This window comes from Jannaschia pagri, from assembly GCF_019655435.1.
GTDB lineage: Bacteria > Pseudomonadota > Alphaproteobacteria > Rhodobacterales > Rhodobacteraceae > Jannaschia > Jannaschia pagri.
This window is the reverse complement of the sequence record NZ_BPFH01000005.1, coordinates 191583-204295: the sequence shown is the minus strand read 5'-3', so window position 1 is coordinate 204295 and position 12713 is coordinate 191583. Positions and strand designations below refer to the sequence as shown.

The 12713-nt window shown below is 62.9% G+C and carries 11 protein-coding genes; 8 read left to right on the top strand and 3 right to left on the bottom strand.

Annotation, left to right across the window (positions count from 1 at the left end; genetic code table 11):
- The first annotated feature begins 24 nt into the window (after nt 1-24).
- The 4 genes from K5R33_RS14090 to K5R33_RS14075 all read left to right on the top strand — a co-directional run bounded on the left by K5R33_RS14090 (nt 25) and on the right by K5R33_RS14075 (nt 4351).
- Complete coding sequence (locus K5R33_RS14090) at nt 25-2376, top strand: TRAP transporter large permease (RefSeq protein ID WP_220749701.1); 2352 nt, start codon at nt 25-27, stop codon at nt 2374-2376.
- Between the two features lie 72 nt (nt 2377-2448).
- Nucleotides 2449-3105 (top strand): DUF533 domain-containing protein, encoded by a 657-nt coding sequence (locus K5R33_RS14085; RefSeq protein WP_220749700.1) that lies wholly within the window; start codon nt 2449-2451, stop codon nt 3103-3105.
- Between the two features lie 204 nt (nt 3106-3309).
- Complete coding sequence (locus tag K5R33_RS14080) at nt 3310-3810, top strand: peptidylprolyl isomerase (RefSeq protein ID WP_220749699.1); 501 nt, start codon at nt 3310-3312, stop codon at nt 3808-3810.
- On the top strand, nt 3803-4351 hold the full coding sequence (locus K5R33_RS14075; RefSeq protein WP_220749698.1) for a peptidylprolyl isomerase: 549 nt from the start codon (nt 3803-3805) through the stop codon (nt 4349-4351). The genes K5R33_RS14080 and K5R33_RS14075 overlap by 8 nt, the downstream gene beginning before the upstream one ends.
- A 329-nt stretch (nt 4352-4680) precedes the next feature.
- On the opposite strand, the gene K5R33_RS14070 is transcribed toward K5R33_RS14075, so the two are convergent.
- Together K5R33_RS14070 and tyrS are read right to left on the bottom strand one after the other, a co-directional pair.
- Nucleotides 4681-5601, bottom strand: a complete 921-nt coding sequence (locus tag K5R33_RS14070) for an HD domain-containing protein (protein WP_220749697.1) — start codon at nt 5599-5601, stop codon at nt 4681-4683.
- A complete protein-coding gene (tyrS, locus tag K5R33_RS14065; RefSeq protein WP_220749867.1) occupies nt 5601-6851 on the bottom strand; it encodes a tyrosine--tRNA ligase in 1251 nt (416 codons plus the stop codon). The genes K5R33_RS14070 and tyrS overlap by 1 nt, the downstream gene beginning before the upstream one ends.
- A gap of 64 nt (nt 6852-6915) precedes the next feature.
- Between tyrS and K5R33_RS14060 the strand changes: the two genes are divergently transcribed.
- The 4 genes from K5R33_RS14060 (at nt 6916) to pgi (ending at nt 12023) form a co-directional block, all read left to right on the top strand.
- On the top strand, nt 6916-8079 hold the full coding sequence (locus K5R33_RS14060) for an anhydro-N-acetylmuramic acid kinase (protein WP_220749696.1): 1164 nt from the start codon (nt 6916-6918) through the stop codon (nt 8077-8079).
- Nucleotides 8080-8126: 47 nt separating this feature from the next.
- Nucleotides 8127-9581, top strand: coding sequence for a glucose-6-phosphate dehydrogenase (gene zwf, locus K5R33_RS14055; RefSeq protein WP_220749695.1), 1455 nt, complete (start codon nt 8127-8129; stop codon nt 9579-9581).
- Between the two features lie 117 nt (nt 9582-9698).
- Nucleotides 9699-10370, top strand: coding sequence for a 6-phosphogluconolactonase (gene pgl / locus K5R33_RS14050; RefSeq protein WP_220749694.1), 672 nt, complete (start codon nt 9699-9701; stop codon nt 10368-10370).
- Between the two features lie 63 nt (nt 10371-10433).
- Nucleotides 10434-12023: a glucose-6-phosphate isomerase gene (gene pgi, locus K5R33_RS14045; RefSeq protein WP_220749693.1), complete on the top strand. Its 1590-nt coding sequence runs from the start codon at nt 10434-10436 to the stop codon at nt 12021-12023.
- A gap of 54 nt (nt 12024-12077) precedes the next feature.
- Here the strand turns inward: pgi and K5R33_RS14040 are convergent, their stop codons facing one another.
- A complete protein-coding gene (locus K5R33_RS14040; RefSeq protein ID WP_220749692.1) occupies nt 12078-12560 on the bottom strand; it encodes an acyl-CoA thioesterase in 483 nt (160 codons plus the stop codon).
- Nucleotides 12561-12713 lie beyond the last annotated feature (153 nt).

Below are 12713 nucleotides of genomic sequence, written 5' to 3'. Positions count from 1 at the left end.
GGGATCGAGACGAGGGGAAACAACATGCCATTCGGTTTGGACGGGGTCGAAGTCGGCCTGATTATCGTCTTCCTGTGCCTCTTTGGCGGGATCATGTCGGGCTTCCCGGTGGCCTTCGCCATCGCGGGCGCTGGTGTCATCAGCTTCGGCATCATCGCCGCTTTGGACAGCGCTGGTCTGCTGCTGCACGCGGCGATCGACACCTCCTCGGCCGAATATGCGCAGTTGATCGCCGAAGGGGTCCGACGGGACGCGATTTCGGTCTTCCGATACCCCGAGTTGCCCCGCGTTGAAGAGGCGCTGTTCCCCCAAGGGTGGGAACAGGCCGTGGACCGCAACCTTGCCTTTATCGTCAACCGCATGAACGAGCGTGTGATCGCCGGTGCCTCCATCGAGACGTTGCTGGCCGTCCTGATGTTCGTGATGATGGGGATAACGCTGGAGCGGTCCAAGATCGCCAATGACCTGCTGACAACCATGGCACGGGTGTTTGGCCCACTGCCAGGCGGTCTTGCGGTGTCCATCGTGATCGTGGGCGCCTTCCTCGCCGCCTCGACCGGCATTGTGGGCGCCACCGTGGTGACCATGGGGCTGCTGGCGCTGCCGACGATGCTGCGCAACAATTATTCGCCGGAACTGGCCACTGGTGTGATCGCTGCCTCGGGCACCCTGGGGCAGATCATCCCGCCCTCCATCGTTATCGTTCTGCTGGGCACCTTGGCGGGGGATATCTATTCGACCGCCCAAGAAAGCCGCGCCCAATTGGTCGGATGTTCCGATGCTCTTACGTATCTGGGTGAGCCTGCGGTGGTCTCGGTCGGAACCTTGTTCCAGGCGGCTCTGCTGCCGGGCATCCTGCTGGCGTTACTGTATGGCGCCTATGCGTTCGGTTTCGCTCTCCTGAACCCGGCCAAGGCACCGCCGGTCAATCTGGACTCGGGCAACGGTTCCGTCATTTCCAAAGACGATGCGCTGATTTGGTTCCTGTTGGTCCCCGGCGCCATCATCCTGGGCGGCATCGGGCTCGCCATGGTGGATGTGATCGGAACCCAAAGCGTGTCGGTGTCCAGCTTTTCGCAAGCCGGCGAACAGGCGAGCCTGCGCACCAACGTCTCCGAGGCCTGTCAGGCCGCTATGATTGAGTTGCACGGCCAAGCCGCCTGGGATCTTGCCGTGGCGCAACAAGCGGCAATCAACGAGGCAGGCGGCGTCCAACTGGCACGCGAGTTGACTGCCGAAGAATTGGAGAGCGCGCGCAGCGTGGCCGTCCTCGGCGCGGCGCCCATCGGAACGGGTGTCGCGGTTCTGTTCCTGGGCCTCGGCCTCGTCCTGGCCGTCGCCCGTGGGATCAACCCGATAGCAGATGGAAAGCCGCTCGCCATCGGTGCGGCGGGGATTGGTTTGGCGTTCCTGATCGACTGGTTGCTGATTGCGGCCAACACGTCGTCGGGCACGACGTTCGTGCTGATGGCTGTGCCGCTGGGGATCACGATGGTCGGGATTTGGCCCGCTTTCGCACGATTGGCCCAGAATGAGCTTTTGGCCGTCGTCTTCCCACCCCTTGTTCTGATCGTCGCAGTTCTCGGGTCGATCCTGGGTGGCATTACGAACCCAACACCGGCCGCCGCGCTTGGGGCAGGGGGGGCGATCATGCTGGCCGCGTACCGTAAGCTGAAGGACGAAAATAAGACCGGTTCGATGATCCTGTTGGCATCGCTTGCGCTGGTGGTGATGCTGCTGTTCGGTGTGAACTTCGATCTGCGCATGGGGTTGGAAACCACGACCACGGCCGATGTCATCGCCAGCGTCATCGCGCAGCTTGCGTACCATGCGGCCTTCATCGGTCTGCTCTACGCCTGTTGGGTTCTGTTCCGCACGGGTGTTTTGGGGCCCGTGGTGCGCGAGACGGCCAAGGTCACCTCGATGGTCTTCACAATCCTTATCGGGTCGCAGCTCCTGAACCTCGTTCTGATCTCCTTTGGCGGGGAACACTACATCCAGGATTTCCTGCGCAGCTTCGACAATGAGTTGAAGGTCTTCCTGATCGTGATGTTGGTGCTGTTTATCCTGGGGTTCGTTCTCGACTTCCTGGAAATCATCTACATCGTCATCCCTATCGTTGGTCCCGTCATTTACGGCGGAACCTTTGATCCCAAATGGGTGACGATCATGATTGCGGTGAACCTGCAGACCTCGTTTCTGACCCCGCCGTTTGGCTTCGCGTTGTTCTACCTGCGTGGCGTCGCGCCGAAGGAGGTTACGACCGGCCATATCTATCGCGGCGTGATCCCCTTCGTGCTGATCCAGGTGGCCGGGCTGGCGCTCCTGTGGTCGTTCCCGTCGATTGTCACGATTGTGCCGAACCTGCTGCCCTAAGTCCGCAAGGGCTGGATCGAGCGGCCTGGCCTCCCCATCTCTTCCGTCAACAGCATGTGAGGGGAGAGACCGATGTCGCTCAAGAAAACAGCCTTCAAGATGGCTTTGGGGTTTGCCGCCGCCAAGGGGTATGACGCGTTCCGCCAACGGGGTGGCATGCAGGGCGTCAAGCAGATGATCTCTGACGCTCGCAGCAACGGGGGCGCCTCGGGCGGATCCCTCGGCGGGTTGCTGGGCGCCTTGGGCGGCGGCACTTCTTCGGGTGGGTCCGGTATGGGCGGGCTTCTGGGCGGTCTGACGGCCATGGCCGGTGGCACCGCAGCCGCAGGTATGGTCCCTGACCAAGCTCAGACGGTTGCGACCATTGACGCAGCCCCCACCGACGAAGCCACAGCCGCCGCCATGATCCGCGCCATTGGTCAGGCTGTGCGCGCCGATGGACAGATCGACCCGGAGGAACGGGCCATCCTGCGCGATATTCTGGACGATGCGGAAACGGATCACGACCGTGCGGCCCTGGACGCGGCGTTGGCCGAAGACATCCATCCGGAGGGCTTGGCCCGTGATGTCCCCCGAGGCGCCGAGGCACAGGTCTATGCGGCGGCGTTGACGGCCATTGACCCGGACCACCCGGCGGAGCGGGATTTCCTAAAGCGGTTTGCGACAGCTTTGGCTTTGTCGTCCGGCGAAGTGGTAGAGCTGCACCGTACGGCGGGAAAGCCGCTCTAGGCCCTCGTCCGACGTGCCCGTCGTCCTCGGGGGCGCGCATGCTGGGGACGGGATTTTGTCTATGGGTTTGGCCAGCGTAATCTGAAGCCCGTGGCGGCGATCCCCGGCGAAAAGGCCCGCTCCAGGACCAAACCGCGCCATCTGGCTTTCCCTTCGCGGCGCGATGTCCTAGCTCTGCCGTCAATGGACAGGAAGGAGCCAGACATGGCTGACATCAAAGACCCCGAAAACACGATCCTCATCGAGTTGAAGGACGGGACAGTGACCATCGAGCTGCTGCCCGACGTGGCCCCCGGCCATTGCGACCGGATCAAGGAGTTGGCGCGGGAAGGCGCCTATGATGGCGTGGTGTTTCACCGTGTGATCGAAGGGTTCATGGCCCAAACCGGTGACGTGGCCCACGGCAAGGAAGGCGGCAACCTGGGCCGGGCCGGCACCGGCGGCAGCGATAAGCCAGACCTGAAGGCCGAGTTCTCGGGTGTGCCCCACGACCGTGGCACCTTGGGCGCGGCGCGGTCCCAGAACCCCGACTCCGCCAACAGTCAGTTCTTCATCAACTTTGCGGACAACCACTTCCTGAACCGTCAGTACACGGTCTATGGCCGCGTGATCGAAGGCATGGAGCATGTGGATGCCATCACGCGGGGTGAGCCGCCTGCAAACCCCGACAAGATGATCTCCATGAAGGTGGCCGCAGATGCGTAAGCTGGTCTGCGCCCTGGCTTTGGTGGCCAGCGGTCCTGCCCTGGCCGCGGGGCTGGAGATCGATGTTGCTGGCGAAGCATCCGGCACCATAACCATCGACCTCTTGGAGGACGTGGCCCCGGCGCATGTGGCTCAGATCACCGGGTTGGCTGCCTCCGGCGCATATAACGGTGTGGTCTTTCACCGCGTGATTGACGGCTTCATGGCCCAGACCGGTGACGTTCAATTCGGGCGTATCGGCGGCAACATGTCCCGCGCGGGTATGGGCGGCAGCGACCGTGACGATCTCGCGGCAGAGTTCTCGGAGGTGCCCTTCGAACGGGGTGTGGTCGGTATGGCCCGGTCAAGCAATCCAAACTCAGCCAACAGCCAGTTCTTCATCATGTTCGCGCCTGCCCCCTACCTTAACGGGGAATACACCGTTGTGGGCCGTGTGACTGATGGCATGGACGTCGTAGACGCGATCAAGAAAGGCGCCGGTCCCAACGGCGCCGTTATCGGTGCGCCCGATCTGATGGAAGTCGTGCGGGTGACGGAATAGGCTCGCTAAGCCAAAGTCCCTACCGGTGGAGGGGGCTCCGCCGGTAGAGACCCAGCCTCGGCGGGTGACGAATGCGTGCTGTGACAGGCAAAGCGCCACGACGGCGAGCGTCTGCACACATGCATCCACGACGCTGCATTTGAGAAGACTTGGCAGTGGGCCCCCTGGGGAGGGGGCTGAACTCTTCGCAACACTGATCTCAGGGCCGGGTATGACCCAGACCTGATGGATCTATACCAATTCCCAGCGAACGCCGTGTTGCGCACCGACGATATGCCTCGAAGGGTAAGCACGGCATGGTTTAAGCCCTGCCCGCAATCAAGCAGATGTCAGTTCTCAGCGGGCACGCTGACGGAGGGGCTTTCCACTTGGTCCGCTTGCCCTTCTCCGGGGGGCTGAGCTAGGGACGTGATGTAGGCGAACACCAGGATACCCGCAAAGACGAGCCCGGCCGTGATTCCGATCAATGGGCCGAAATGGCGTTTCTTCTGCGTTTCAACGTTTGTGTCGGGGGCGCTCATGGCATCCTCCTGCGATAGCTGTGGCGGTTGCAGAGGAAACGCCGCGCCAGCCGGAAGGGTTCCGTCGGCTCCGCTGATCTCCGCAATGAGGCCCTGCTGAAAGGCGAGGCACCTAGCATGCCGCATCTGTGCCAGCCTGCGACCGGTGTCGGTCTTAAACCCTTCGGCCAGGCGCAAAAGCTTCGTCTCGAAGTGGTCGAGGGCCCACGCCGTGTCGTCCAAGGGCCGCTGTAGCGCCATGGGATCTTGGGGGTCATAGAGGGCGCGTCCCAACCGACCGGACACCGCGCAACACCGTGCCACGCCGATCAGACCAATGGCATCTAAGCGATCAGCGTCCTGCAAAACCCGAGCCTCTGCCGTGCGCGGTGTCACCTCCGCGGAAAAGCTATGGGCCTCGATCGCGTGGGCAACCTTCTCAATGTCCTCGGCCTGCCACTCGAGGCCCAACAAGCGGTCCTGTGCGGCCTTGGCGGCCAGGCGTGACGCCTGCGCACGGAGAGGCGATGTCTTTGGCACATCGACCGCATCATGGAGCAGGGTCGCCGCGGCAAGAATGCGAAGGTCACCACCCTCGGCGGCGGCGATGGTCTGAACATTGGCCCAGACGCGCAGAACGTGACCGATGTCATGGGCGCCGTCGTCGGGTCCCTCGATGCCATGGTTCAGCAAGGTGGTTACGAGGGCCTGGTGGGGCGCAAATCGCGCGGCGATTGCGCCCCGGTCCATCAGCCGATCTTGACCAGGGCGTGCCGTTTCTTACCCGCCGACAGCTTGACGGGCTCCGACAGGGCCGCACCCGACACGACCAGCCCCGCGTCTGTCACGGGGGCGTCATCCAATTTGGCGCCCCCTTCGGCGATCAGTCGTTTCGCCTCCTTGCCGGATTTGGCGAGGCCCGCGCGGACGAAAAGCTGCACCACGGAAATCCCTGCGGCGGCCTCCTCCGCCGTGACCGACGTCGTCGGCAGATCATCACCCGCCCCGCCTTTCTCGAACACTTCCCGCGCGGTGGCCTCCGCGGCCCGTGCCGCGTCTGCCCCGTGCAACAAGGTCGTGACCTCATTGGCGAGGATGATCTTGGCGTCGTTGATCTCCGACCCGGCCAGCGCGCCTAGGCGGTCGCATTCGTCGACGGGAAGCTCCGTGTAGAGCTTCAGGAACCGCCCTACATCCGCGTCCGTGGTGTTGCGCCAGAACTGCCAAAATTCATAGGGCGACAGCATATCTCCGTTTAGCCAGATGGCGCCGCCCTGGCTTTTGCCCATTTTGCGGCCATCAGAGGTCGTCAGCAGCGGCGTGGTCAGTCCATAGACTTCGTTGTCGATCACCCGCCGGGTCAGGTCGATGCCGTTGACGATATTGCCCCATTGGTCCGACCCGCCCATTTGCAAAAGGCAGTCGTAGCGGCGGTTCAATTCCATGAAGTCATAGGCTTGGAGGATCATGTAGTTGAATTCCAGGAAGGACAGAGACTGCTCACGATCCAGACGCGATTTTACCGACTCGAAGGACAGCATCCGGTTGACGCTGAAGTGCCGCCCGATGTCGCGCAGGAACTCCAGGTAGTTCAGCCCGTCCAGCCATTCGGCGTTGTTGCGCATGATCGCATCCGATGGCCCGTCGCCATAGGCCAAGTAGCGGTCAAAGACCTTCTGCATGCCCGCGATATTGGCGTCGATTTCCTCGGGTCCCAGCAAAGGCCGCTCGTCGGATCGGAAGGACGGATCGCCCACCTTGGTCGTGCCGCCGCCCATCAGCGTGATCGGCTTGTTTCCCGTCTTCTGGAACCAGCGCAGCAGCATGATGTTGAGCAGATGGCCCACATGCAGCGAGGCCGCCGTGGCGTCATAACCGATATAGGCGGGCACCCCACCGGCGAGCAGCTTCTCGTCCAGGCTGTGCAGATCGGTGCAATCGGCGAGAAAGCCGCGCTCCGTGATGATCCGAAGGAAGTCGGATTTGGGGTGGTAGGTCATGGCGTTTCCGGTCCATTTATCAGCCTGTCCGCCATAGAGGATGGACCTGCGAAGGAAAAGGGACATGGAGCCGATCCGTGCCGTGGGCGCAATGTCTGGCACCTCGCTCGACGGGGTGGACGCCGCCGAGATTTGGACCGACGGCGAGACGATTGCGCGCTTTGGGGCCTCGTCCTATCGCGCCTATTCCGAGACGGAGCGGTCTGTGATCCGTGCGGCCTTGGGGCGCTGGCCTGGGGAGCCGACGGTGGCCGAAGCCGCTGAGGTTGTGGAGACGGCCCACGCCCGTCTGCTGGCGCCCTATGCGCAGGCGGACCTTGTCGGGTTTCACGGCCAGACCCTGGCCCATGACCCAGACGCGCGGCGCACCCATCAGGCGGGGGACGGGGGGGTGCTGGCGCAGGTCCTGGGAAGGCCGGTGGTTTGGGATTTTCGAACGGCGGATGTGGCCTTGGGCGGGCAGGGTGCGCCTTTGGCGCCGGCGTTCCACCATGCCTGTGCCCGCTGGATCGGCGCCCAAGCGCCCCTGGCGTTCCTGAACCTGGGCGGCGTTGGGAACCTGACCTGGGTCGATCCGGCAAAGACGGATATGGCCGAAGACAGGGCCTTGCTGGCCTTTGATACGGGACCGGCCAATGCGCCCATCAACGATCTGTGCATGGATTGGTTGGGTCAGCCATTTGACCGGGACGGTGCTTTGGCGCTTGAGGGAGAGGTCCACCCAGGGTTGGTGGCAGAGCTGCTGCGCCATCCGTACTTCTATAAGATGCCGCCAAAGTCATTGGACCGAGACGCGTTTCGCACGGCCGGGGCGGCCATTGACGCTTTGCCGCCCAGCCACGCCGCCGCCACCTGGGTGGCCGTCATCGCGGCCTCCGTCCGCCATGGTCTGACACAGATGCCGCAGCCACCGGACCGTTTGCTTGTCACAGGCGGTGGTCGCCTGAACCCGGCAATCCTGGACGCGCTGACGGCGGCCCTGCCGTGCCCCGTTCGCCCTGTCGAAGATGTTGGCCTCGACGGTGACATGCTGGAGGCCCAGGCCTTCGCTTACCTTGCGGTTCGGGTGCGGCGGGGCCTGCCGACCTCCTTCCCTGACACGACCGGCGTGTCGGCACAGGTGGGCGGCGGGCAGGTCAGTCTGCCCGACGGGATGGTGGACAGACTGTCAACTGTCGCTAGACAGGATCCAAGACGGCGCGTAAGACACGCGCAACAAGATCGTTAGCGCTAACGGCGTTCCCGTTGGCCCTAACCCAAGCCTAAGGACCGCCCATGGTTTCTAGAACGATACCCGTCGACACCTTTGATTTGGTTCTTTTCGGCGCGACCGGCGACCTGGCGGCTCGAAAGATCCTGCCGTCGCTGTACCGGCGGTTCCTTGCCGGGCAGATGCCCGAGGATGCCCGGATCATTGGCGCCGCACGGTCCGAGATGGATGACGCTGGCTTTCGGAAATTGGTGTCTGAGGCGCTAAATGAGTTCGTTAGCAAAGCGAAACGGGACAAGGATCAAATCAAAGCCTTTCTGGCGCAGTGCAGCTACATCCCCATCGACGCAAAGGGGGATGGCGGTTGGGCGCAACTGAAGGAGGCGATGCGCGACGATGTGGTCAAGGCGTTCTACTTCTCCGTTGCCCCCAGTCTCTTTGGTCCATTGGCCAAGCGGCTGCGCAGCCACGGCATCGCCTGTGAAGACAGCCGCCTTGTGGTCGAAAAGCCTTTCGGCGTCGATCTTGAGACCGCCAAGCAGTTGAACGCCGATCTGGCCGCCAGTTTCGAGGAGGCGCAGATCTACCGGATCGACCATTTCCTCGGGAAAGAGACGGTCCAGAACCTGATGGCCGTGCGGTTCGCCAACGTCCTCTTTGAGCCGCTCTGGAATGAGCGCTACATCGATCACGTGCAAATCACCGTGGCCGAGACGGTCGGCGTAGGCGGGCGCGGTGCCTATTACGACACATCGGGCGCCATGCGGGATATGGTCCAGAACCATCTCATGCAATTGCTGTGCTTGACCGCGATGGAACCCCCGACGCGGTTTGAGCCAGATCTTTTGCGCGACGAAAAGTTGAAGGTTATCCGGGCATTGGACCCCGTGGATAAGTCGGAACTGGTGCGCGGACAGTACAAGGCCGGATCGGAGGGGCCGTCCTACCAAGAGGATGCGGAAAACCCAGACAGCCGTACCGAGAGCTTCATTGCCATGAAGATCGGGATTTCCAATTGGCGGTGGAAGGGCACGCCCTTCTATCTGCGCACGGGCAAGCGGATGACCAAGCGATTGTCCGAGATCGTGGTGCAGTTCAAGGAAACGCCTCATTCGATTTTTGAACGGGACGGCCACGCGCCGGCCAATGCGCTGACCATCCGGCTGCAACCCGATGAGGGTATGGATCTCTCCATGACCATCAAAGAACCGGGGCCGGGCGGTATGCGTCTTGTGAACGTGCCGCTGGACATGACCTTCGCCGATGCCCTTGGCCCCGAGGGCGAAGAGATCCCCGATGCCTATGAACGCCTGATCATGGACGTGATCCGCGGCAACCAGACATTGTTCATGCGCGGGGATGAGGTGGAGGCTGCCTGGGCCTGGACAGATCCCATCATCGAGGGATGGGTCGAGCGGCGGGCGCAGCCCTATGCCTATGCCCAAGGGTCCTCTGGGCCGGAAGAGGCACTTGCGCTGTTGCATCGCGATAACCGTCGTTGGCGCGATCTGGGAGATTGAGGGGTTCGGCATCCCTCGGCCTTGACCCAACGGGCGCCCCTCGCCACTGCTTCACGGGCTAAGATGAAGGACTGGCGCCCGGCCTTCTCGGATGACTTGCGACAAAGGACCCTGCCCATGGACCTGATCGAATATCCTGACCGTGAAATGCTGGCGATGTCGCTTGCGGATCGCCTGGCCTCGGCCCTGAAGAATTGTCTGATGGTCCATGACCACGCGAGTTTCTGCGTCCCCGGCGGAACCTCTCCGGGCGAGACATTCGCTGCGCTCTCGGGGGTCGACCTGGATTGGGCCCGGGTGCATGTCTTTCTCAATGACGAACGCTGGGTGCCAGAGGGGCATGAGCGGTCAAACACCAGCTTGCTGAAACGGACGCTTTTGACCGACCGTGCGGCCCGCGCGGTTCATGTGCCGCTCGTGAATGGTGCAGCCACACCGGAAGAGGGCATCCCAGATCTGTCGGGCGCGTTCGCCACGGAGTTCCCAATCTCTCTGCTGCTTTTGGGGATGGGCGCCGACATGCATACCGCCAGCCTGTTTCCCGGCGCCGACCGCCTGGCGGAGGCTATGGCGCCGGACGCGCCGACGCTGGTTCCCATGCGCGCCGACGGGGCCGGGGAGCCTCGGGTGACCCTCTCGCGCCCGGCCTTGGCGACGGCCATGGAAACCCATGTTTTGATCATGGGGGACGAAAAGCGCGCCGTCCTCGACAAAGCCCGGACCATGGACCCGATGGCCGCGCCCATCGCTGCCTTCCTCAAAGACGCGACGGTTCACTGGGCCGCGTGAGCCGCGCATTTAGACTTACGGGCCTCTGCCACGGTGCGGCGGCCTCGACATAAAGGACAAAAAATGGATTTCTGGACAGGTATCGCCAAGCTCCGCGAAATGCGCGGCGCGCACATCGCGGATTTGCTGAAAGACGACAACCGTTCTGCGGATTTTACCATGACGGACGGGCCATTTCTGTTCGATTTGTCCAAGTCGTCCCTGACGAGTGAGGCTCTCAACCTGCTGATCGAGATGGCCGCGGATGTCCCCGCGCGCCGCGACCAGATGTTTGACGGCACCCCAATCAACGAGACGGAAGGTCGTGCTGTCCTGCACACGGCATTGCGTGGCGACCGTCCGGTGATGGTGGAGGGCTCCGACGTGATGCCGGGCGTCCATGACACGCTGGCCCGCATGCGCACATTTGCCAATGACGTTCGAGACGGCACCTTTCAGGGGCAGGGCGGGCGGATCACCGATGTGGTCAACATCGGGATTGGCGGATCGGATCTGGGTCCTGCCATGGCGACCCTGGCGTTGTCGCCCTACCACGACGGACCCGCGTGTCACTTCGTTTCCAACGTCGATGGCGCCGATTGGGCCGAGACGGCCAAGCGCCTTGATCCGGCGACGACGTTGGTGATCGTGGCGTCCAAGACCTTCACCACCATCGAGACGTTGACCAACGCCAAAACCGCGCGGGATTGGATGGCGGGCAGCGTGGCTGATCCGGCGGCGCAATTTGCCGCGCTCAGCACCGCCATGGACAAGACCGATGCCTTTGGGATCGACCGCTCCCGCGTCTTTGGGTTCGAGGATTGGGTCGGCGGGCGCTACTCCATGTGGGGACCGATTGGTCTGTCGCTGATGATCGCTATCGGTGCGGCTAACTTCGATGCTTTCTTGCGTGGTGCGCGCGAGATGGATGACCATTTCCGCACCGCACCCCTGGCGCGAAACTTGCCGGTCTTGCTGGCGCTCGTGGGTATTTGGAACCACCAGGTGTGTGGGTATCCGACGCGCGCGGTGCTGCCCTATGACAACCGCCTGGCACGGCTGCCCGCGTACCTTCAACAGTTAGAGATGGAGAGCAACGGCAAGGGCGTCACCATGGCGGGCGATGCTTTGCCGGGACCCGCTGGACCCGTCGTCTGGGGCGAGCCGGGGACCAACGGGCAGCATGCGTTCTATCAGTTGATCCATCAGGGGCGCACCCCGGTACCGTGCGAGTTCATGGTCGCTGCCGCCGGGCATGAGCCCGCGCTGGATCATCACCACCGTCTGCTGATCGCGAATTGTCTGGCCCAGTCGGAGGCTTTGCTGAAAGGGCGCAGCCTGGACGAGGCGCGCGCCAAGATCGCGGATCGGTTTGACGGGGCCGAGTTGGAACGCCAGGCCGCGCACCGGGTGTTTGAGGGCAACCGTCCGTCAACCACGCTGATCTATCCCAAGCTGACGCCCGCCGTTTTGGGTGGGATTGTCGCTATGTACGAACACCGGGTCTTCGTGGAGGGTGTGATGCTCGGCATCAATAGCTTCGACCAATGGGGCGTTGAGCTGGGCAAGGAACTCGCCACATCGCTTGGCCCCTTGGTCGAGGGCGGCGATGCGTCTGACAAGGACGCCTCGACCCAGGCTCTGTTGGCGCAATTGCGCGCGTGGCGCGGGTAGCCGCATGCGCGCGTGTCGGACGCCGGTCGACCTGACCTCGGGGAGGTCGGCGCTTTAGCTGTCCTTTTGCGCCCCATCGCGGGTTTCGAAGGCCTGGATATAGCGTTCCGGCAACGGCTTTTTCGTCACGAAGTCGTTTTCCATCAGACAGATGACCGCGTTCGAGGTCGCGCAGAGCTTGCCATCACAAAACACAGCGTAGTCCATCGCCCAGGAGGTGCGTCGGTAGGCCCGTGTGCGCCCGGCGACCACATAGGTGTCTTCGAGGTGCAAGGGCGCGCGGTAGTCGATGGCCACTGATTTGAGGACCAGCACCGGGCGGCCTTCGGTATCTGCGTAGTCGGAGATGCCATAGGCCCGCAGGTACGCGATGCGAAAGGTCTCGAACCAGGACAAGTACCTGGCGTTGTTCACATGATCGAGGACATCCAATTCGTGGAACTTCACCCGGTCCGCTTGACCGAAGGCGAAGGGTTCAGGGACGCCGGCCTGTCGCAAAAGGTCTCCGGTCAGCGGGGTTAACAGCGGCAAGGACATTGCGAGGCCTCCGGTCGTGCGATCTTGGTCCCGCGCTACACCGTCTCTGCCTGCGCGTCCACGTGTGGACCGTCAGAGACCGAGCCTGTGGACGCTATGTTCCCTCCGTCGGGAACGGGATGGGGCGCATCGCCTGTTTCGGCGCGGACCAGT

Bases quoted from the DNA above. Each gene is read 5' to 3' on its own strand.
- K5R33_RS14085 (WP_220749700.1), top strand. From the start codon at position 2,449: ATGTCGCTCAAGAAAACAGCCTTCAAGATGGCTTTGGGGTTTGCCGCC.
- K5R33_RS14060 (WP_220749696.1), top strand. From the start codon at position 6,916: ATGGAGCCGATCCGTGCCGTGGGCGCAATGTCTGGCACCTCGCTCGAC.
- pgl (WP_220749694.1), top strand. From the start codon at position 9,699: ATGGACCTGATCGAATATCCTGACCGTGAAATGCTGGCGATGTCGCTT.
- pgi (WP_220749693.1), top strand. From the start codon at position 10,434: ATGGATTTCTGGACAGGTATCGCCAAGCTCCGCGAAATGCGCGGCGCG.
- tyrS (WP_220749867.1), bottom strand. From the start codon at position 6,851: ATGACCTACCACCCCAAATCCGACTTCCTTCGGATCATCACGGAGCGC.
- K5R33_RS14040 (WP_220749692.1), bottom strand. From the start codon at position 12,560: ATGTCCTTGCCGCTGTTAACCCCGCTGACCGGAGACCTTTTGCGACAG.
- K5R33_RS14075 (WP_220749698.1), top strand. From the start codon at position 3,803: ATGCGTAAGCTGGTCTGCGCCCTGGCTTTGGTGGCCAGCGGTCCTGCC.
- K5R33_RS14070 (WP_220749697.1), bottom strand. From the start codon at position 5,601: ATGGACCGGGGCGCAATCGCCGCGCGATTTGCGCCCCACCAGGCCCTC.
- K5R33_RS14080 (WP_220749699.1), top strand. From the start codon at position 3,310: ATGGCTGACATCAAAGACCCCGAAAACACGATCCTCATCGAGTTGAAG.
- zwf (WP_220749695.1), top strand. From the start codon at position 8,127: ATGGTTTCTAGAACGATACCCGTCGACACCTTTGATTTGGTTCTTTTC.
- K5R33_RS14090 (WP_220749701.1), top strand. From the start codon at position 25: ATGCCATTCGGTTTGGACGGGGTCGAAGTCGGCCTGATTATCGTCTTC.